We start from the raw sequence: 20,872 nt of genomic DNA, 5'->3' as shown, positions 1-20,872 counted from the left end.
TATACGTCAATTCCCTTTTGCGCTTGTGCATTAAAACGCAGCACAGTCAGCTTCTTTACCTTCCCGGGTGAGAATCGGACAGCTTGGCTCATTACAGGACTTTAAAGATTTATTCATCACCCAATCAATCCGCCTAGATTAAGTGCGACAGAATGGATTACATTTATTGTACTGATCTAAGAAATATACCATTTCATCTTCCAAATAAGGTATCATTTAACTAGGAGGTGATAAAAATGTCTGATAACCCAGTCACTATTCAACGCAACAGGTTAGATGTTGCTATGGAACTGACTCAGTTGCATATAAAACAGTTTCATATCCTTGAGGAAGAGGAGATACCTGGAATATACGCCCAATATTATGCGTTGGCTCACTGCTTGCAAAAGGACTCACAAAAATTACATGAGTTCCTCCCTCAAGAAATACGTAACAAATTATATAAGTAAGATTGGGCCATCCACTGTTATGTGTGGATGGCTTTTGATTTTATAAGTCTGTCCCTCCTATAGATTCTTTCTAAACCGAGCCCAAACTCGAGAGGCCCTTGGCCGCCGATCGTCTATTCTGAGATTCACTGAACCCGTTTTACAGAGAATATAAAAAGCACCCCGGGGGATGCTTTTTAATCACTTTTATCTTTTTTTCACATCAAATTGTGTTACAAGTCGCATATTAACATTTACAATACGCTTCCCCTCTTCAAACTCATACCAATGCTCACATTCTTGCAATTCTTTTATAAGTGCTTTCTCAGATTGTGCCATTACTTTAGCTGTTCTAATATTTTCATTGTCAAACCAAAAAACAACTTCAAATTTCATAATCTTTCACCTCTTGCTTTATTATCGAACAAGAGGTCTAGAAATGGAACAATTCACGAAATTTGTCGAACGAATTTCTAGTTCTTAATGTTTACTTTATTTTAATCACCTAATCAGGACAATATGAAGTTGTTGGGCCACGAGGGTTTAAGAAACAGAGAAATCACTTCTGTAAAAGGAAAACCTTTACCTCCAACTCAAAACCCAAATGAAAGTGATATCTTTTTTTACTCACTCCTTACGCTAAACGCTCATTAATATCGCCTTATACACACTTCGGGAGGAAGCCAAGTATTTTAAATGGTATATCCAAAAAACATCTGCTTACAAATCTCCCACAAGACTGCGCGACCCGGAGCTTAAGAATGTTCCTCCTATTAGGCTTCATTCTTCTTACCTTCAATGGTATCCGAACCATAAAAAGTCGCCCTTCTGTTTTGGAAAGCGCCTTTTTCAATTTGACCTAATATCATATTAACCGATCTAAAACAAAACAGAGTACCAACGTTGTGCCATTTTTAATAACTTCATTCCAATCACCTCCTTTAACGAACACCGCGCTCTTAGCCAGTAAGTCGTTTTTCATCACCAATAAAAAACCTGACGGCATTTATCAAAGATCTATAGGAATCACCCACAACGGCTTCATTTCAAATCATTCCGCATCACTGTCCGCGGCAGCCAATGAACAATTACATCATCCGAATGAATATGCAGCTCTGTCTCCGTGTCAAAGTGAACGACAAAACCGCTGATTAAGCCGGAAAATTTGTTTTTTTCCGTAATTTTCGTAACCGTTGCCCCTTTTTTAAATCCTGGCGGGTGACACGCTTTTCCTACAGTATAGGTATTTGAATGAACGGTAATTGATTGGATTGCCTTCATCTCATTCCCTCTCCATCCCAGCGGGGAAAAGACCCCCTTATTACATCAATACTTCCGCATGGCGATGATTTTTCCTTTGCGGATTTTTTACATAAAAATGTCATTTTGAGAAAGCCCAGCTGCATTCCTTCCCGGTTTTTAAAGGATATGCGCCGGCTTCCGCTAACTCTCCCAGATCACATCCGCGGCTTTTCATACAAAAAGCGCGAAACCGAGAGCGTTTCGCGCCTTGAAAAATAACTGATATTCAACTCGGGAACGTTTCAATCCTTAAAACTGATCATGTTCTGCGCAAAATCAGGGTCTTCCAGCAGCGGGCGGCCGACTGCGACGGCATCTGCCAGCCCGTCCCCGATGATCCGGTCCGCAAAACTGCGGGTATAGATTTTGCCGACGGCAATAACAGGTACTTGTAGATGCTGCTTAATGACGGCGGCATCAGGCAATTGGTAGCCTGGGTGGGTATCGGCCGGCTGGATGGGCAGCAGGCCGCCGGATGATACGTCCACTGCGTCAAGCAGTCCGTCCGCTTCAAGTGGTTTGAGCATCATCGCCAGTTCTTGCGGATTGAGACCGCCGTCGATGTAATCGGTTGAAGAAATCCGCACGATCAGCGGATAATTGCGGCCGGTTTCGGAGCGAATGGCGGCCAGCGTGTCTTTCAAAAATTTCATCCTGCCGTGGCGTGTTCCTCCGTATTCATCACTTCGGAGATTGGAGATCGGTGATAAAAATTGATGAATCAAAAATCCGTGGGCCGCATGCACCTCTATTCCGTCAAAGCCCGCCCGAATGCTGCGCCTGGCGGCCATTCGGTATTCTTCAATAAGCATTTCGATTTCGGAAACCGATAATTCCGCAGGTTTTCCGTATGAGTCATCATACGGAATTGCACTTGGCGCCATCAGCCGCTCCGTCACTTCCGGCGCCGACTTTCTTCCTCCATGGGATAATTGAACGAATATCGGAGTCCCATGAGCATGAACACTGTCGGTCACTTTCTTTAGCTCATCGGTGTGTCGGTCAGAATAAATGCCGATGTCGTTAGGCCATAGTCTGCCGTTTGCGGATACAGCCGTCGACTCGACGATCATCAAGCCGATCCCTTTTGCTCTTCTTGTGTAGTGCTGAATGTGATGTTCTGTCGCATAACCTTCCGGCGTGCCTTTGTACTGCTGCATAGGCGCCATGATGAATCGGTTGCGAAGCTCGATCGCGCCAATCGTTAGAGGGCTGTCAAGGGTAAGTGATGCTGTCATCAAATGGAATCCACTCCTTCAATTTGTCTTCGAATTACATTTTATAAGGCCTGAATTCAGATTTACATATATAAATCATGTTATAATGGATAAGAAAATTTCATATTAAAGATAAAAAAACGGTTTTGTTATATAAAATAAAGGAGGATCTTCTATGGACAGCATCGACAGTCAAATCCTATCACTGCTTCATGAGAACGCGCGAATGCCGATTGCTGAAATCGGCCGCAAGATAGCGATGACCCAGCCGGCCGTAACCGAACGGATCCGCAAGCTTGAGGAAAAGGGAATCATCGCCGGCTACAAGGCGATTCTCTCACCTCAGAAACTTGGTAAAGACGTCACCGCATTCGTCCTATTTAAGACAAACAATTGTCTGGACTTTCAGGAATTTTGCTCGCATTCTCCGGATGTCATCGAATTGTATCGTATCAGCGGAGAGTATAATTTCATGATGAAAGTCATCACCGCATCAATGGAGTCATTAACCGCTTTTCTTGACTCATGCAGCCCGTACGGTTTTTCTTCAACCCTTATCGTGCTTTCGAATGCGATTGAAAATAAGCTCATGATCGATGATAATGGCGAATAACAGCCATGTCTTACCGTTAAAAGAGAGCTGAAAATCCCATCCCAAAAAAAGCAGGTGTGAAGCCCGCTTTTTTAGGATAAGGTCGGAACTTTTCATTTCCTCTTCCTTCTCTTTAAAAAAAAGCAGCATTTCCCCGCCGAATGGGGTATCAACAAGTCCGAACGAGATTTTCAAAAACATTATTTTACACGGATATGCTTCAGCTTCACATGCAGTCTGTCGATGAATCTTTTCATGCTTCCTCTCGTGTCAGGTTCAATTGCCAAGTGTGCTTTGGCAGCAATCATTTCCGCGACATTTTGGATTGACATATGATCCGTATGGATATGCTCTTCAAAGGTTTTGTCTGACAAGCCCTTGATGCATCGGTCTATTTGTTTGGCCGCCCAGGAATTTTTCCCTTCAGCTCTGGAGCGAAGACGTTTGTGTAAACTCTCCTTTGAAGCCACTAATGTAAAGTGATAAACCGTACGGTCGTCTTGTCTGAGCCTGCCGATGATTTCTTCAAAATAACCGGGATTCACAATCGTCATCGGCACGATGATAATGCCGCTGTATGTATCGGCTAAGTAGGAGAGCATGCTGTAATTGAAATCTCTCCACAAGCTATAATGTTGAAAATCATCTTCAGCGATTTCTGAAGGTATCAGCGAACGCATCGCAAATCCCATCTTTTCAGGATCGTATACGTAAGACTTTTTCAGCCTTTTATGCAGCTCAAACGCCGTCTGTGTTTTCCCGGAACCGAAAGCTCCGTTTATCCGAATAATCATCGTTAACCTCCTCCATCTAAAAAAGCCCTCGGCTTGTTGAAAAGGAAAACCATTTTTCTCTAACATATACCGCCTTTACACGCAGAATACCCCTGCTTTTCATGTCTTACTGATACAAAAAATCAGTGTTGGAGTTTGTTTATCAGAATGAATTGTCGTGTTTTGATGTTGTGTTTGCATTAAAAAATACCTCCTAAGCGGATAAACAAAGGAGGTATTTTGAACAGAGATTAATCCCATAATTCAAATTTAATGGTACCGATGATATCGCGTGTCGTTGTCACAACAAATTCGGCATCGTTGTCAGACCCGTCTACATATGGATCTACGTCAAATGAAACACAATGCCCATTTCCCCAGAATGATGTTGATTTGATTACAGGCCGTGAACTTCCATCATTATCATAGATTGTTACGTTGGCACCTCCAAAAGCGTCTTTTAAACAAATCTTGGCATTACCACCTTCGGCTCCGTTAAGATAACCCGTTACTCCGTCGCCAATATAAGTCGTATCTATTAATTGCCAACCTGGCGGGTCTGCTGCATAACTAGTTCCAGCTCCCCACATGAAACCTCCGCATACTAGTGTTGTAATGAACAACCCCTTTAAAAATGTTCTCATCCAATCCCCTCCCATTTGATTAGTATTTCCATATTCATCTATACCATATCGACTAACGAATATCCTGCATTTTTATAAAATATGTTACAAAATAATTAAATTGTGGAATATAGAAGTACGAATAGCAATTTATTCTCACCGGAATTACTCCAAAGTTGATCGAAAAATTAAAACGTTATCTTTTGGAAACAAGGAATCAAAAAACATATAGATTCAAAAAGTGCTTCATTCAGAACGGGTATATCTCAATCTTTTGCTTTGCGATGGGACAGACGAAATTCTGTCGGAACACGCGTTTCCATCGTGGCCCGCATTTCACTGAAGGCATTTCCAGTCGCATCCCTCCTCTAAAACATCACCCATTTAAACCTCGTTTAAAGTAAAAGGCTTCCACCGCATTTATCCAACAAATAGTTTTCGCCGATCATAGGCAAAGATGATCATTGTCATCCCTAAAATCGCACAAATCATATACATGAATGAGTAGGATGAAAAATCAGCTATCGGTCCCATGATGACGCCTCCAAGTGAGACACCTAAATCAGCCATCGCAATAAATAAACCCAGCAGCACATTTCGGTTGGCTTGCGGCAAAACAAAAGTTAAATAGGTTGTTAATGTTGGGTAGAGAAGCGCCTGAGCTGTGCCCATTAAAATGGCGCCGGAATAGAAAAAGAAAGCGCCGCCGGTGATCGAAAAGCTTACACACTGTGCAGCTGCAGTTAAAATAAGCATCGTTCCCATCATAAAAAATGAATGCCATTTGCCGTCCGACGGAATTTTGCTTTTTAAAGCAAAACGGGCAAAGACAACGGTGCCCGCCTGAATCATGAGAAAAATCCCGGCATTGCCGCTTTTTAAGTGTGCAGCATACAATGGGATAAAGGTTGCCGTAGCGCCAAATACAACCGATGCTGTGAGCATTAATACACTGCATTTAAATAAGAACGGATTTTGGACTAACTGACGAAATGATGAAAACATTCTTCCTCCAGGCCGAGGATGATTGGTATCTGGCTGAGCTTCTGTTTTGTCGATTTTGGCACTATAGCCGAACACCCCTGTAACGACGGCAATGGTTATCATCACCGCTGTAAAATAATCCGTTCCCCCTTGCCAAATGCCTAATGCCAATAAGGGGCCGATCATTCCCGGTATGTATGAAAACAAAGAATAAAGTGAAATGCCTTGAGATCGCTCCTTCTCAGGCAGTGAATCAATAATCCCAATTTGCAATGCCATTGAAAAAAAGGCTGTTGACACCCCTTGTAACATACGGGCGATAAAATAGCCCCCAAGCCCGGTAAACGTATATAATATTAAAGCAATCCCATTTATAATCAGAATGGTTCGCAACACTTTAATCGGCCCATGCTTTTGAATCATATGACCTGCCCATGGACGAAAGAACATGGTTGTAAACAGATAGGCGCCCATGATCAAGCCAATCGTTGTGTTGGCGGCCCCCAATGCTTCCCCTTGTAATGGAATGATCACATTCAAGATCGAATTGGCGCTAAAATATAGAAGCACCAGCAAGTACAAACGTAATAAAGGCCAAGACATAGCTCCACTCAAAACCTTTTCCTCCTCTACATTCAGTCACACTGCCTTCTATTAAAAAGTAATGAGCTTTTGCAATAAGTTTCTTGCATATTCTGTTTGAACATCCTTCAATTGGTTAATGTTTTTGATTTCTTCGATTTGACCATCTTTAAAAATAATGACTCTGTCACAAATGTAAGCAGCTGCTTGAATATCATGAGTAATAAAGATGTAGCTCATATTGTAAATCGTCTTTAATTTCTTCAATAATCCAAGGATTTGGATTTGAACCGATACATCTAAAGAGCTGATCGCTTCATCTAGTAAAATACATGTTGGTTCTGTGGAGACGGCTCTTGCAATACACACCCTCTGAACCTCTCCGCCTGATAGCTCATGAGGGTATTTGTTTTTATAAGATGGATTCAGCCCTACTTGATGGAGCAGCTGATGAACCGTGCGGTCATCTGGCTTTTTGCCTTTGTTCTGTGCTTTTATCGGTTCCATTATCGCTTCTTCCACCGTAAAGAATGGATTAATGGAAGATTTATAGTCTTGAAACACGACGCTGATGTTTCCTTGGCGCACTTGCCGCTTTTCGACATTCTGCCCTTCAAATCGAACAGTTCCTTTATCAGGCTTTTCAATGCCTGTTAATAAGCGCCCTAGTGTGGACTTTCCGCTTCCGCTTTCACCGATAATGCCGAGGCACTCACCCCGCTTACATTCAAAACTGATATTTTTCAAGATTTTTTGTCTTTTCCTCGAAAAGATACCGCCTGTTTGATATGATTTCTCCAACCGATTAACTTTCAACAATGTTAAGCTCTCCCCATGATTTTGTTAAAATTTTCGCTCAGCGATAATCGAGCGGATACCAAATACTTCGTATACTCATGCTGCGCCTCTGAGAAAATGGACGGCGTGCTTCCTCTTTCGATGATGTCTCCATTCTTCATCACCAACACGTCATCGGCAATTTTTTTGACAACCCCTAAATCGTGAGAAACAAAGATCATCGAACAGCCCATTTTTTCACGTAATTGAATAAACTGTTCCACCACCTCAAATTGTGAAATGGTGTCTAAAGCCGTCGTCGGCTCATCTGCAATGATCATGTCAGGCTCCAAGGCGAACGCCAGGGCAATCATCACCCGCTGCAGCATTCCGCCGGACAGCTGATGCGGGTATTTGTTCATCAGCTCAGTTGGATTTTTCAGCATGACGCTTTCCATTGCTCGAATCATTTTTTGTTCAATTTCGTTTCGGCTTAAGCCGAAATGTTCAGACAGCGTTTCTCTGATATGAACGCCAATCACACATGAAGGGTCGAATGCACTCATCCCATTTTGTAAAATCATGCAAAGGTTTTTTCCCCGTTTTTTTCTCATTTCTTTTTCAGAAATGTGATGAAGGTTTTCTCCTTTCAATAAAATGTCTCCCGATTGACGAAGAGAGGCCTTGTTCAATCTCATCAACGCCCTGCAAGTGACAGACTTGCCGCTTCCGCTTTCTCCTACAATGGCGAGGCAGCTGCCTTTTTTCAACTCAAATGAACTATTATGGACGATGACATGACCTGAATGGACATCCCATACTTTTAAATGCTTAACCTCCAATATATTCATGGCCTTACTTTGCCACCTCTTTTTCCCGAAGCTTCACACCAGAAAGCGCTGCATGATGTTGCCGTTTGCCGTAAGACCGGGTTAACCGGGGATCTAACGCCACCTGAAGTGAATCAGACAAAAAATTAAAGGCAGATACAATGATGATGATGGCGATTCCCGGGGCAAACATTAATTCAGGCCGTGTAAACATCACTTCTCTCGCCTCGTTTAACATCATTCCCCATTCGGCATTTGGCGCTTTGATTCCTAAGCCGAGGAATGAAAGGCCTGACATTTGCAAAATCATAGAGGCGATCGAACTGCTTGAAACAACAGCGATGTCAGAAAATGTAACAGGTATGATATGTCGATAAATAATGTTTGTATGACGCATACCACAGGCTTTGGAGAATTTGACATATTCCAATTCCGCGTATTGCCTGACAGATGTCCGGATGATGCGCGCAAACCATGCCCATTTCATTAAAATGAACGCAATCAGGATATTGACCATGCCAACGCCTAAAACCCCGACTATGGCCAATGCCACCACATATACCGGAAAAGACAGCATCACATCACAAATCCTCATGATGACGGCATCAACAGCTCCTCTAAAGTAGCCGGCCATAAAACCTAAAACGGCGCCAATGAAAATCGAAACCATCAATGCCGCAAGAACCCATAACACACTGGGACGAATACCGTAAATCAGCCGTGACAACACACATCTCCCTAAGTGATCGTTACCTAATACATACTCCCAGGACGGAGCGGCGTAGCTAAGCTTCATGTTGACTTCCAAAGGGTCATGAGGCGCAACGAAAGGAGCGAATATCCCCATCACAAGCGTCACCGAAATGATGATGAATGAGGCCATTCCCACCTTATCTTTGCGCAAATTTTTTAAGATTCTCATCTACATATCATTCCTCACTTTAGGGTTCAGTACAGCACTCAAAATATCCGAAATCGTATTAAACAACACAAAAGCCGCGGCGACGATCAGAACATATGCCTGAATAATCGGATAATCCCTGTTGAAGATCGCCTCAACACTCAGACTGCCTAGTCCCGGCCATGCAAAAACATTTTCAATGACGACTGTCCCTCCTAAAATGATAGGGAATGCCATACAAAACATCGAAATGGCCACTTGCAGGGAGTTTCTTAAAATATGCATCGTGATTTTCCTTTCCGGTAAGCCTGATGCCCTTCCATACAAGACATAGTCTTCATTCAAATGACTCAAAATGGAGCTTCTGACCGTTCTAAAATAAATACCGATATAACCAAGGGATAGGACGGAAACGGGTAAAATATAGCTTTTATAGGAATCCATTCCGCTTGTTGGCAGCAAATCAAGCTTCACAGAAAAATACCAAATCATCACCGCTCCAAGCCAGTAAGCAGGAACTGCGGTAAAGAAAAATAAAACGCCTCTTACCGATTGATCAACGGCTTTTCCTTCCCTCAGCGCACAAAGAACCCCCAGCAATATCGAAAAGAGAATGATCACAACGGATGAGATTGACGTCAGCTTTAATGTATTTACAAAAGCCGGGCCCAGTAAAGACCACACAGGTTCTCCCTTGACATAGGACTCCCCAAAGTCCAACTGCAAAGAGGCCACAAGCCAGTCAGCATAGCGGAGCATAAACGGTTGATCCAGCCCCAATTCTTCATTTGTTTGTTCAATTAATTCTTCCGTAATTACGGGAACATCTTGTCCCCGCAAGACCAATTCAGCCGGCTCTACGGGAGAAAAGCTGATCAATACAAACGTCAAAAACGAAATCGCTAAAAGTAAAGGAATTGAGATGAGGAATCTCTTAAAGATATAAGCCCCCATAAAATATCTCCTTTCATCACAATAAAAAGGGGGGGATCTCCCCTCTTTTATTTAAAATCCATTTTCTCAAACGGAAGTTCAAATTGTGTTTGCTTAAATGAAATGCCTTTAAGGTTTTTCGGAGCAACGACTGTCACATTCCCATTGGTAATCGGAATAAAAACGGCTTCATCGTGAACGATGGTCAATATATCCGCATATAACGATTGTCTTGTTTTCTCATCAACTGATCCTAAGACTTGATCAATTTTTTCGTAAAGCTGATCGGCTTTTGCAATCCCCTTTGTATTATGCAGCCATGAGGATTCAGACGTAAAAGCAGCGACTGTATTTTGCGGATCGTATGCCAGTCCCCATGTTTGGCTGAACAGCAAGTCGTAGTCACCGGTTGATCTTCGATTCATCATCGATGTTGATTTCTCACCAATAATCTCTAGCTCCATGCCGATTTCCTGGAGCGAACTTTGAATAAACTCGGCCTGTTTCTTTTGCGAAGGAGAATGATTGTCATAATAAAGCTTCAGCGCTAATTTTTTTCCGTTTTTCTCCCTGACGGCTGAGCCCTTGTTCAATGTCCAGCCCGCTTCCTCTAAGAGCTCCTTTGCTTTGTCAATGTCGTAATCCCGTTTCTTCAAGTCAACATCTGCATCATGAACGTTAGATGAAAAAAGCCTATCGGCCGGCGTTTCTGTATCATTTAAAATGTCCTTGCTGATCGTTTCTCGATCAATTGCGAACCAAATGGCTTCACGCACACTCTTGTCACCTACCGGACGATCCTTTTTACTGCTATTGGCTGCCAACATTTTTGTGTTCATTTGTTTACTTCTGACAAGCTGATAATCACCTGAATCAACCAGCTGGTTGATCGCTTCAATATTGATACTGTCTGCCCCCCGATCATCTGTGAAGACAAAATTGACTTCCCCTTTTTGTAACGCTAAAAATGTCGTTTCTCCCGCTGGAAGAACTTTCGCTGTGATTTTCTTAATCTTAGGCACGCCGCCCCAATAGTTTTCATTTGCTGCAAATGTTGCATATTTATCGACTTTATGTTCAGTCAGCTTATAAGGGCCTGTACCGTGATAGCCTGTGACACCATCTTTTGTTTCTCCGTTTTTAAAATCTTTCGGTGAAATGAAGACATAAGGTCTCGTCATAGACAATTCCACTAATGTCGGATCATATGCTTCTGAAAGCACCAGTTCAACCGTATAGTCATCGATGACATTGACACGGACAATTTTGGTTGCGAGTTTAATCCAAGAATGCTTTTCTTGATTGTGCTGGACAGCCTCAATGTTTTTCTTCACCGCTTCTGCGTTAAATGGTTCCCCGTCATGGAATGACACATCTTTTCTTAAATGAAATGTGTATACCCTTTTATCTTCGGAAATGTCCCATGATTCGGCAAGCAAAGGCTTAATTCCATCTGCGGTATTCTCAACTAACGATTCATAAACCATCCCTTGCGCTGACATTGAACCTTGATACAGATGGGGGTTCATGTCATTAATATCCTGGGGGACGGCATATACCAACTCTTTTTGACTGGTGGCTGTGCTCTCCGAACTTTGAGAACAAGCAGCTAATATCGATAAGATCAATAAAGCCAGCGCTGCCAGCTTCACTTTTTTAGTTACCATGTCGGTCTCTCCCTGTTCTAAAATGAAATACCTCTTTTTATGCGTCATATATGAATGACGCCTATTTTTTGAAAATCGTAAAAATAACTATTTTCATTAGTTAAATGAACAATTCCGATATCCCGCCTCTATTCTGACAAAGAATGATCATGTCTTTGCCTTTGCTTCTGATTTTTTCTCAGTTCGCCGCAGATCATCTTCAAATCTTCAGCAAAATGTTGAACGACAAATGCGCCAGATAACAAATCGCCTTGACGGGCTTGAGCCACCTCTTCAATTTTGCGCTCATAGGTTTGAATCAATTGATTGATGGTTGGACAATCAACATCTAAATCTTTTGCAATTCCTTGTATAATTTTAATGCGATAATAGTCTTCCTTCGGCATTCTTGGAATATCTAAATATCCTTCCCAGTTGATAAATGTCTTTCGAATCGGCACCGCAGAAAAATCAAAGTACCTGCCATCCTGATCCGGCTCTGAAAAAGGATCAATCAACAGGGAGGCATAACGTACATACAATAAATATTCTTGATGAATCGGCTCTAAATCATTGAAGTGTTCAATATCATGGCGCGATAAGCTTTCTAACCTTAACGGATAATTATCATCTACCATAAACTTGAGTAGGTTTATCGTTTTGATGTTGATTTTCTGTAAAATCGCCATGATTTCTTTCCATTGGGCCAGCATATCACGAATTAACTGTTGTGTTATCGGCCCTTCAGGAAACAGTTTATACACATATGTCTGACGATCGGTGTCTCCAAATATCGCCTGTAATGAAAAATCGTTCATAAACAGCGGAGGATGAACATATAAAGAAATATTTCTCGTTTCCGCCTCAATGGGAGATTTCATCACCTCGAGCACAATGCCTAATTTTTCAAAAAGCTTACACATTGTATCGATATGTTCAGACGGATAGCGTGACGAGCCTATAAAGACTTTTTTCTTAACACCGGTTGTCAGCACTTCATGAGATGGTTCATCGCGCATCCACCTTGTGTCACCATAGTATGTCGAGAAACTGATCACTTCGGCTTTTGAGCGGATGGAATCTAAATAATGAGTTAGTAAACTGTTAGATCCAAAGGTCGGGGAAACCAAAACAATACATTTGACTTGTTTGAGCACATGTTCATCGATTTGTTTTAATACGCTCATATAGGCATCTGTTGTCACAGAAAAAATAATCGTGTCCCATTCTCCTTCAATCGTTTCATAGCCTTTAAATACCCGTTGAACGACGCATTCTCCTTTTAAAGGTTGATGCTGATCATTTTGGATGCTTGCGTGAATTTGATGATGGCTTTGCCGCAACGCTTCAAAGAACCGTTCTGAACGGGCAGACTCCCTTCCCGCAAGCCCCACATCACAATTCAAATCGTTTTTAAAATTGACAGCAAGCTGGACAGAAATAGGGCCAGTCCCCAATATTAACACCCGCTGAAAATGATTCATAAAAGCCTCCCTTTCTACGCTTTTTGATATAAGGCAATGTCAAATATATGACCTGCCCGCAACACTTGGTCCATCATTTTCCATTTTTGTCTGTCCACTTCTTTGATTGGATAATTGAACAACGACTTTAGCCCGTTTCCATATCTCATCGCAACCACGACATGTTCATTCGTTATGTCATACAGCTGCTCTAAGATGTCATACTTGCTTTCAACCGTTGAACTGAAAATAATATGTGTGACATCTTTGATCAGACTAAGCTCTTGGACCGGAACATGATCTAAATGAATATTTAATTCATCACCTAATGTCTTGACGACGTTTCGTCCAAGTTCAATCGCTTCCTCGTCAATATCAATCCCCACAACCTCTGCCCCTGTTCGCTTCGAAATCAATAATAGTGTCATCGGGAAGGAACCTGAACCTACTAACAGCACCTTTGATTCAGCAGTGATTTGAAAACTGCCGAATTCTTTTTCAATGCATGATTCGATGTTTTGGAAGTAATCGGCTATTTCTGTGTCTCCCTTCAACAGCTTCAATGCGCGATATTTCTCCATAATGGCTACACATTGTGCCGATTTCTTTCTTAAATTCTTCACCAGCTGCTGAAGATCTTTGGATATTTGGAAGTCCAGTTGTTCCCAAGCTGCTTTATTTCTCTCGTTTGTGATAAATGCACAATAATCATCAATTAAAACTTCTAATTCTGAACAATGGCTGGTGGTCTGATCATATTTTTCAACTAAATCATCAAACTTTTCGGAAAACTCAAGCAAACATTCTTGAAACGTTTTTAGCGCCTGCATCCATCCCACTCCCATATTAAGTCGTCACTAAATATTGATAAATGCTTTTCCTTCTGCCACAATACTGACCGATCCTTCAATAATAAGATTTGTTAGCTCTTCTTTTTCAACATCCGCAAATACTCGAATCGTGCCGCCGGGTTGTTTGATGTTTGCACGAATCCCCCTCTTATTCTTCCATGCCAGATAGGCTCCTATCGAAGCTGTACCTGAACCGCACCCCCTTTCCCATACCATGCTGTCTAGATGCGGGACGTAAATGAGCGGAGCCAACTCATCAGATTTCGGTTGATACAATAAAACGCCAATCAAGTTAGCGTCTAAAGTGACCCCGAGCAGCTTTGCTAATGATTGTGCTTTCTCTCTTACCGTCTCACTACATTCCTTCACTTCTATCACAATATGTAGAAACCCGTGATATCTCACGATGATTAAATTCAAATCGCTGCCATCATATTTGACTGTTTTCTGTTCAATTTTTTCAGGAATGGGCATAGCAACTCGACAGTTATATTCATCTACATTTTTTTTCACTTGACACATGATTAATTGATCTGCACCTGAAACTTCCAGCAGCACTTCCGTCCAATCATGTTGCTTGAGGTCTTTCTCCGATGCGATGAAGGCAGCCAGTGCCATGCAAGCATTACCGCAAAACTCGCCGCCGGCCATCTGCAGATGTGCGGCAGCCCGTTCATTCAACGGTTTTTCAATAAAGCCCACTTGTTCAGCATAAACGCTGTCATAGGACATCATTTTTGCTGCGATGTGCTTATACTCATCAGCTGGATAATTCGTTTTCACGAGAATTGTCATATTTTGTGTTGGATTACATTTGATAAAATCGATTCCCTGTTTCATCACAACGATCCTTTTCACTTATATTTTTCATCTATTGAAAATCGAAATTATTACGATTTACTTTGCGTAATGGTACCATCCAAAAATCCGTGGATACTGGAAAATGAACCTGCGGTTTCTCTGCTTGTTGCTTAACGGACTTTCTTGAAGTGAGTTTCAGATCGCTTAGAGCTTATTATCCAGCTGCCGTCATTCCCCTTCTTTTCGTTGTGGCGATACCTCAAATCGTAATTGTTTCGATAATCTTTTTTGATCATACAGCTTCATTCTTTTTTATGTCAAGCTATTTTTTCCAAGTTTGCCAAACTAAAAAATAAATCATTTTCTCCGTGGCAATCGACCTTTCTGCAGCGGCCGTCCTGATGATCGGTCTGAAACAGACTGCAACCGTAAAAATAAAAACGGCTGCCCGAGGGCAGCGTGTGCGTTTAAAACAAAAAATAACGCTCCATGGCTGACAGGCTGGCATGAAAGCTCCTCACCATCAGCAAACACCTGATATGTCTTATGGTCGACGTCGACTTTCGGCAGTGCGTGATTTAATTTCATGTCCAGTTTGCTCAATCCGCATATGGCGCACGGATGCAACCATTTTTGTCAGCCCTAATGATTGAGGCACACCGCGCTCTATACTCCGCGTGAGAGATGTTGACTGATTGGCTTTGCCGTAACCCGCGTACATTTTTCGCATGAACACTGATTCAGATGTCGGAATTGAAGCGTTCGGATCACCCATTTGAGCACGGGCGATCATACCGCCTTTTAAACTTGACGCCAAAAAAAGCCGGGGCCCAAAGGACGAGATCAGCTTCTCCTGCCAGCGGGCCGCGCTGCTTTTTCATTTTATCGGCGGTTTGCCATGTCCTGATGATGACCTCACCGACTCTGCCCATCGCCTGCGAGTCAGAGGAAGTCATACTGATCGCGCCGATATCGTGCAAAATATCCTCCGTGGCAATCGCCGCTCGAATTCGCGAATGGCTGAAAGTCACATCCTCAGGCACATTGGCATCAAGCTGGTGGCAAACCATCATCATATCCAGATGCTCGTCCATTGTATTTACTGTATATGGAAGCGCCGCAGTTGTTGAAGACGGCAGGATCGTCTTGGGATTCATCCTTTTTTTATTGTTGATGTTTGTTGCTCATAAATTACCTTGCCTTTTTAAGTAATATAACTTATTATAACAATGTACTTAATGATTTTAAGTAATCTGATGGAGGTTTTCAATTTGAATAAAGAAATGCTGAAAGGAAATATTGATCTTCTCATTCTTTCAGTTTTGAAGGAAAAAGAGAATTACGGCTATGAAATTTCAAAGACGATTAAAGAAAAGACGGAAGGAACGTTTGAAATACAGGAAGCCACTTTGTATTTATCCTTAAAAAGACTGGAAAAACAAGGAGCCGTCAATTCATATTGGGGAAATGAAAGTCATGGAGGACGCCGTAAATATTACGCCATTACAGAAGATGGTATCCGGCTGCACGAAAATATGGTGTCGGATTGGAAAAAGATGAATGAAATGGTCAAGCGATTTATTTGAAGGAGGAATTCATGTGAGACATATTTTCAAAAAAATGTTCAGTTTAAACGATATTCAATTCTTTTGGGTTTTAATAGCATCTTCGATTCTGTTTGCGTTTTCGTTCTATTTCGATCGGATTCATTCTCATGATCCCTTTTGGATCGTGATTTGTTATTATATTTCATTTGCTATTGCGGTTGTTTGGGGCGCGGTAAATTATATCAGCCACATCCGGATGAACGCCATGTATAACAAACAAAACGACATACGCGCCTATGTCAATCAGTTAGCTATGAATGAAGAGGAAAAACTGGAATTGCAAACCTATTTGGAAGACTATGTTGAGGACCTCATCAGCCAAGGCAAAACAAAAGATGAAGCGGCAGCAGAAGCTATCAACCAATTTAAAGTGAAGGAATTTTTATCTTTATCCAAAAGCACGTCATTCTTCAATCTGCATGCACACCACTATTTATTTGGCTGGTCGCTCATATTAATGACTGCCTTTTTCCTTCTCTGGCTGTTCGGAATATGGTTAGGCGTTCTCCCATTGATGTTTCTCGTGATTGAAGCGACTCTTTTTGCTTATGGATTCGGTCTCTTTGGAATGTTTTTTGTGTATAAGCTTGTGGACGCAGCCATTTATAAGAAGTTTAAAGAGTTGTTATCTTAACGAAAAGGACGTGTAAAAATGGAGAATTGGATCATTGATACGATGGAAAAGTTCGGTTATTGGGGTATTCTTTTTCTCATTGCCGTGGAAAATATATTTCCCCCTATTCCATCTGAGATCATTCTTACTTTTGGGGGATTTATGACCACCAAGACGAGTATGAGCATTTCAGGAGTTGTCGCGTTTTCCACCATCGGCTCTGTGCTCGGGGCCGTCGTTCTTTATGGTGTCGGCATGCTGATAGACATCCATAAGATTGAAAAACTTGCAGACAGATGGGGACACATCATCAGAATCACCCGGAAAGACATTCATAAAGCGAATCAGTGGTTCGATCAATATGGTCTCTGGACAGTATTTTTTTGCCGGCTTATTCCTCTAGTCAGAAGCTTAATTTCAATCCCCGCCGGAATGGCTCACATGAAGTTTGCTTCATTTGTTTTACTGACGACATTGGGGACCTTGATTTGGAATGTACTGCTTGTAAATATCGGTGCGGCCGTAGGATCTTCATGGGAAACGATTGTAGGATATATGGATCTTTACTCAAGTATTGTTTATGGATTTCTATTGTTGATTTTCGCCATATTTGCCGGCTTGTACCTTAAAAAAAGAGTTTTTGCAAAAAAATAACACCGTTTAACTCAGGAAGTCTGAACTTATGCCAATCCCACGGCCATCTCCATTCAAATGTTCTTGATGAACTGACGCGGAAATGAAACACTGGATGAAAACATTAGACAGCTTAGCCCTGTATTCCGGTGGGCTGAAGCTGTCTCGTTTTCGTATGTACACACCTAGAGGAATCGGAAAAAGTTCATATTATATGTCATTTTCCTCTGATCGTTTTTTCATCATATAGTGAACAAAAGAGAAAGGGATGAGAAAACAAACAAAGACCACACTTCCTACAAGTAAGGCTTCACTGTTATCACTATGATCTGGACCGAACTTTGCCAAAAGCGCCAGGATTATGCCAATCAATGCAGAAAGGATGACGACTCGATAATAGGGTCCTGGCTTCTTCTGTTCTTTTGCATCATCATACACATCAACAGAAATTTTGAGATTCAGCCAACCTAAAACAACTGAAGTAAGAATAAATAATAACCATAATGGATTGTCTTTAGCTTCCATAATCCCCTTTGTTATCACCTCATAAAGTAAAATGGCCAATATTCCTACTGTTTGAACCATAAAGGCAATCCGTATATTTTTCAAATTTTGTATTTGCAAGCGTTCATCTTTAATCATCTTCATGTAACTGGTCCTCCCTGCTAATCCAAAATACTTCATCCAAAGACTTATTCACTGCGTAGCATATCTCCAGGCACAATTTTAGCGTGGGATTATACTTACCTTTCTCAATCAAGCTAATCGTTTGCCGAGTAACACCCACTTTTTCTGCTAATTGCTGCTGTGTTAAGTCGACTTGAACACGAGCGATCTTCACTTTATTCTTCACCTATATAATTCCTCCTCAAATGAATTGTAACATATAAATTACATTATTCAATATATATATTACAAAACAAAAAAATACTCCTTCTTAGCATTATCATATCTCTATGTCATTTTATACTTCCTTGAATTCATGAAGTTCGACACGATAGCAGAAAATTCGCGCTTCGGTTTGACCGGAGTAGATCTGATTTGTATTTGAAATGACCGATACTTATCATAGTTTATGCTTAGCAACATTCAATGTGTACTCCTTGTTTCACTAACAATGCAGGCTTTCCTACATTTAAATTGATATAATGAATCTATGAAAAGGAGGATTTATGATGGATAATAATAATCTTGTACAAATCGAACAAATACTTAAAGCATTGTCTGAATCCTGGTCTTTAGACTCAAGTTCAAAATGGAGCAAGGATAACCCTGCAAAGGGACAATGTGGCGTAACCACCTTAGTCGTAAACGATATATTAGACGGAGAAATAATGAAAACAAAACAACCTGATGGATGGCATTTTTATAATGTCATCCATAGAGAAAGATATGATTTTACGGCTTCTCAATTTAAAGAAGACATCCTGTATATGGATATCCCCTCAAATAGAAACGAAGCCTATTCAGATACCAACGAGAAACAGTATCGCTACTTAAAACAAAGTGTGATGAATCAGTTATCTTTTTCAAATATTGAGTTGCATTAGCTTTATAATTGGGGCTCCTCCTTATAAAATTTAACAGATATTAAATCGCTACAGCCGTTCCTTCTTGGAAGCTGACGACCATTATCATTCGATACATCCGAGTTCACATTTGCTAAGGGTAAGATGCGTCTCCCCTTCCGGCCACGGCCGCCGATCAACTGCACAACATCCGTGTGCAAAAGATCAGTGTCCGCAGGCTCTCCGTCTTGGACTTATTGTTTTTTTTCTGTAGCTCTTCTCAGAACCTCCTTTTTGTTCACAAACAGTTAACATTTATTTACAAGGAAAATAATTACTTATATTGAATTGTTATAATGTACTACCAAAAATCTTAAAGGAGTGCTTTAAAATGAAATTGAAAAAAAGTGTTGTTTCTGCATTGTCGATTTCTGCTTTAGCATTGTCATTAACTAGTGTTGCCTCAGCCGAAGAAATCAACTCTTCACCAGCTGAAGTACAAAAAAGTCCTATTAATCCATCACAAATTATCAATGTCCAAGCTAAAACTATACCATTAAGAGTAGGAGAAACTGTTAATATCGCTGTACCAGGAGCTACCCGTTATTGGACAGACAATATAAATGTTGCAGATGTTGATCAAGCTGGAAATGTCACTGGAATATCACGTGGAACAGCAAAAATCACAATGTATAAGGGACTCAATGTACTTGGAGCCGTTACGGTTAAAGTTTATTAAATTTTTGAGGGAGCAAAAGCTCCCTTTTTATTTGAATAAACAGTAATTGATTTTATTGACTTCATATTATTCCCTCTCATCCAGAAGCGAAGAAGCTCCCCCCTTTTTAAAATCCCTTCCGTAATCCGAATCTTTACAGAATTAAGGCTTCTGATCTACGTTTTCTTTTTAGAAACCTTATAACAGAACACCTGAACGGTATAGGTTCCGATCCCTAACTTCCTTCCTACTGAAGGCACACAAAAATTTTTAATAGGGGTGGAAGATTTAAAATAACTCGGCACTCTCCACTATTTAATCCGGTGTTTCGTCCATTTATAAGTATAGGTTTTGTAATGAAGCTTCGAACTACCTTTATCCCTTCAAGACAACTGATTAAGTCCTTGAATTGTAAGTGTTGGTATCCATTTAAACTTGCGCATTGATAGCTTGCTAACGAAACCATATGATCCCGATCTTCCGCGTTGATATAAGTTCTTCTCTTCCAACAATAACCCATGACATAAATAAAAGGTGAGACACATAGAATATTAAGTACCCCGGGAACAAGCTTTTTTCATCCCTCATTCCCCTTCTCGGCTCCCACTGCCTAACTAATATTTTCAAGAATACAACGTTCATAAATATTTAACATATTTTTACAAGGTTTTTTATTACAAAAACCGAATCTAATTAGTGTATTAAATCTAAACAAGGAGTGTTTAAAATGAAATTGAAAAAAAGTGTTGTTTCTGCATTATCGATCTCTGCTTTAACATTGTCATTAACTGGCGTTGCCTCAGCCAAAGAAATCAACTCTTCACCAACTGAAGTAAAAAACAGTCCTATTTCTTCATTACAAAATAACAATGTCCAATTTAAAAGCACTGTATATATAAAATCGGGAGAAACTATTAATATCGCTGTACCAGGAGCTACTCGTTATTGGACAAATAAACAAAGTGTTGCATATGTTGATCAATACGGAAATGTCAGAGGTATATCACGTGGACAAGCAGTAATCACAATATATAAGGGACTCAATGTACTTGGAGCCGTTACAGTTTATGTTGATCTTTATTGAGGGAGT

Annotated in this window: 24 protein-coding genes and 1 pseudogene; 8 read left to right on the top strand and 17 right to left on the bottom strand. The window is 41.0% G+C overall.

The annotated features are described in order from the left end of the window. Positions 1–236: 236 nt before the first annotated feature. A complete protein-coding gene (locus ACINLD_RS04710; protein WP_026587080.1) occupies positions 237–449 on the top strand; it encodes a hypothetical protein in 213 nt (70 codons plus the stop codon). 186 nt (positions 450–635) lie between these two features. On the opposite strand, the gene ACINLD_RS04705 is transcribed toward ACINLD_RS04710, so the two are convergent. From ACINLD_RS04705 to ACINLD_RS04695, 3 genes are all read right to left on the bottom strand, one after another. Continuing rightward, entirely contained in the window at positions 636–824 is a 189-nt protein-coding gene (locus ACINLD_RS04705; protein WP_026587079.1) for a hypothetical protein, read from the bottom strand. Positions 825–1,469: 645 nt separating this feature from the next. Beyond that, positions 1,470–1,709 carry a hypothetical protein gene (locus ACINLD_RS04700; protein ID WP_051290366.1) on the bottom strand — a complete coding sequence of 80 codons (240 nt, stop codon included), beginning with the start codon at positions 1,707–1,709 and terminating at the stop codon, positions 1,470–1,472. Between the two features lie 263 nt (positions 1,710–1,972). Then, positions 1,973–2,968, bottom strand: coding sequence for an NADH:flavin oxidoreductase (locus tag ACINLD_RS04695; protein ID WP_372709734.1), 996 nt, complete (start codon positions 2,966–2,968; stop codon positions 1,973–1,975). Between the two features lie 154 nt (positions 2,969–3,122). On the opposite strand from ACINLD_RS04695, the gene ACINLD_RS04690 reads away from it, so the two are divergent. After that, positions 3,123–3,560, top strand: coding sequence for an Lrp/AsnC family transcriptional regulator (locus tag ACINLD_RS04690; protein WP_026587076.1), 438 nt, complete (start codon positions 3,123–3,125; stop codon positions 3,558–3,560). 179 nt (positions 3,561–3,739) lie between these two features. On the opposite strand, the gene tmrB is transcribed toward ACINLD_RS04690, so the two are convergent. The 12 genes and pseudogenes from tmrB to ACINLD_RS04630 form a co-directional block, all read right to left on the bottom strand. After that, positions 3,740–4,333 carry a tunicamycin resistance ATP-binding TmrB gene (gene tmrB / locus ACINLD_RS04685; protein WP_409445318.1) on the bottom strand — a complete coding sequence of 198 codons (594 nt, stop codon included), beginning with the start codon at positions 4,331–4,333 and terminating at the stop codon, positions 3,740–3,742. A gap of 230 nt (positions 4,334–4,563) precedes the next feature. Then, a complete protein-coding gene (locus tag ACINLD_RS04680; RefSeq protein WP_026587074.1) occupies positions 4,564–4,956 on the bottom strand; it encodes a hypothetical protein in 393 nt (130 codons plus the stop codon). Positions 4,957–5,355: 399 nt separating this feature from the next. Next, on the bottom strand, positions 5,356–6,534 hold the full coding sequence (gene cntE, locus ACINLD_RS04675) for a staphylopine family metallophore export MFS transporter CntE (RefSeq protein WP_026587073.1): 1,179 nt from the start codon (positions 6,532–6,534) through the stop codon (positions 5,356–5,358). Positions 6,535–6,573: 39 nt separating this feature from the next. After that, complete coding sequence (locus ACINLD_RS04670) at positions 6,574–7,320, bottom strand: ABC transporter ATP-binding protein (RefSeq protein ID WP_026587072.1); 747 nt, start codon at positions 7,318–7,320, stop codon at positions 6,574–6,576. Positions 7,321–7,322: 2 nt separating this feature from the next. Further along, entirely contained in the window at positions 7,323–8,129 is an 807-nt protein-coding gene (gene cntD / locus ACINLD_RS04665) for a staphylopine uptake ABC transporter ATP-binding protein CntD (RefSeq protein ID WP_026587071.1), read from the bottom strand. Positions 8,130–8,133: 4 nt separating this feature from the next. After that, positions 8,134–9,030 (bottom strand): staphylopine uptake ABC transporter permease subunit CntC, encoded by an 897-nt coding sequence (gene cntC, locus ACINLD_RS04660; protein ID WP_409445317.1) that lies wholly within the window; start codon positions 9,028–9,030, stop codon positions 8,134–8,136. Next, on the bottom strand, positions 9,031–9,963 hold the full coding sequence (gene opp1B, locus ACINLD_RS04655) for a nickel/cobalt ABC transporter permease (protein ID WP_409445316.1): 933 nt from the start codon (positions 9,961–9,963) through the stop codon (positions 9,031–9,033). It lies immediately after the preceding gene. A 47-nt stretch (positions 9,964–10,010) separates the two neighbouring features. Further along, on the bottom strand, positions 10,011–11,609 hold the full coding sequence (gene cntA / locus ACINLD_RS04650) for a staphylopine-dependent metal ABC transporter substrate-binding lipoprotein (RefSeq protein ID WP_026587068.1): 1,599 nt from the start codon (positions 11,607–11,609) through the stop codon (positions 10,011–10,013). Positions 11,610–11,737: 128 nt separating this feature from the next. Continuing rightward, complete coding sequence (locus tag ACINLD_RS04645) at positions 11,738–13,072, bottom strand: opine metallophore biosynthesis dehydrogenase (RefSeq protein ID WP_409445315.1); 1,335 nt, start codon at positions 13,070–13,072, stop codon at positions 11,738–11,740. Between the two features lie 14 nt (positions 13,073–13,086). Then, the gene (locus ACINLD_RS04640; protein ID WP_409445314.1) at positions 13,087–13,881 is read right to left on the bottom strand and encodes a nicotianamine synthase family protein; all 795 of its coding nucleotides are present in this window, start codon (positions 13,879–13,881) and stop codon (positions 13,087–13,089) included. Positions 13,882–13,908: 27 nt separating this feature from the next. Next, positions 13,909–14,742, bottom strand: coding sequence for a diaminopimelate epimerase (locus tag ACINLD_RS04635; protein ID WP_026587065.1), 834 nt, complete (start codon positions 14,740–14,742; stop codon positions 13,909–13,911). 450 nt (positions 14,743–15,192) lie between these two features. Next, positions 15,193–15,845: pseudogene (locus tag ACINLD_RS04630) on the bottom strand (amidohydrolase family protein); the annotation flags it as partial. 129 nt (positions 15,846–15,974) lie between these two features. Between ACINLD_RS04630 and ACINLD_RS04625 the strand changes: the two are divergent. Genes ACINLD_RS04625 through ACINLD_RS04615 form a run of 3 tightly spaced genes read left to right on the top strand, consistent with a single transcriptional unit; the run spans position 15,975 to position 17,577 of the window. Next, positions 15,975–16,289: a PadR family transcriptional regulator gene (locus ACINLD_RS04625; protein ID WP_026587062.1), complete on the top strand. Its 315-nt coding sequence runs from the start codon at positions 15,975–15,977 to the stop codon at positions 16,287–16,289. Positions 16,290–16,302: 13 nt separating this feature from the next. Then, complete coding sequence (locus tag ACINLD_RS04620; RefSeq protein ID WP_026587061.1) at positions 16,303–16,944, top strand: hypothetical protein; 642 nt, start codon at positions 16,303–16,305, stop codon at positions 16,942–16,944. Positions 16,945–16,962: 18 nt separating this feature from the next. Beyond that, complete coding sequence (locus ACINLD_RS04615; protein ID WP_077736812.1) at positions 16,963–17,577, top strand: DedA family protein; 615 nt, start codon at positions 16,963–16,965, stop codon at positions 17,575–17,577. A 189-nt stretch (positions 17,578–17,766) separates the two neighbouring features. On the opposite strand, the gene ACINLD_RS04610 is transcribed toward ACINLD_RS04615, so the two are convergent. Together ACINLD_RS04610 and ACINLD_RS04605 are read right to left on the bottom strand one after the other, a co-directional pair. Next, positions 17,767–18,204 carry a hypothetical protein gene (locus ACINLD_RS04610; RefSeq protein ID WP_026587060.1) on the bottom strand — a complete coding sequence of 146 codons (438 nt, stop codon included), beginning with the start codon at positions 18,202–18,204 and terminating at the stop codon, positions 17,767–17,769. Continuing rightward, the gene (locus ACINLD_RS04605) at positions 18,191–18,409 is read right to left on the bottom strand and encodes a helix-turn-helix transcriptional regulator (protein ID WP_026587059.1); all 219 of its coding nucleotides are present in this window, start codon (positions 18,407–18,409) and stop codon (positions 18,191–18,193) included. The genes ACINLD_RS04610 and ACINLD_RS04605 overlap by 14 nt, the downstream gene beginning before the upstream one ends. 322 nt (positions 18,410–18,731) lie before the next feature. Between ACINLD_RS04605 and ACINLD_RS04600 the strand changes: the two genes are divergently transcribed. The 3 genes from ACINLD_RS04600 to ACINLD_RS04590 all read left to right on the top strand — a co-directional run bounded on the left by ACINLD_RS04600 (position 18,732) and on the right by ACINLD_RS04590 (position 20,866). After that, positions 18,732–19,106: a hypothetical protein gene (locus tag ACINLD_RS04600; protein WP_077736813.1), complete on the top strand. Its 375-nt coding sequence runs from the start codon at positions 18,732–18,734 to the stop codon at positions 19,104–19,106. 349 nt (positions 19,107–19,455) lie between these two features. Further along, the gene (locus tag ACINLD_RS04595) at positions 19,456–19,803 is read left to right on the top strand and encodes an Ig-like domain-containing protein (RefSeq protein ID WP_026587048.1); all 348 of its coding nucleotides are present in this window, start codon (positions 19,456–19,458) and stop codon (positions 19,801–19,803) included. A gap of 706 nt (positions 19,804–20,509) precedes the next feature. Beyond that, positions 20,510–20,866 (top strand): Ig-like domain-containing protein, encoded by a 357-nt coding sequence (locus tag ACINLD_RS04590; protein ID WP_026587047.1) that lies wholly within the window; start codon positions 20,510–20,512, stop codon positions 20,864–20,866. Positions 20,867–20,872 lie beyond the last annotated feature (6 nt).

The organism is Bacillus sp. z60-11 (assembly GCF_046464135.1).
Lineage (GTDB): Bacteria > Bacillota > Bacilli > Bacillales > Bacillaceae > Bacillus > Bacillus sonorensis_A.
The sequence above is the reverse complement of the archived record's forward strand: the minus strand, read 5'-3'. Positions and strand labels throughout refer to the sequence as shown.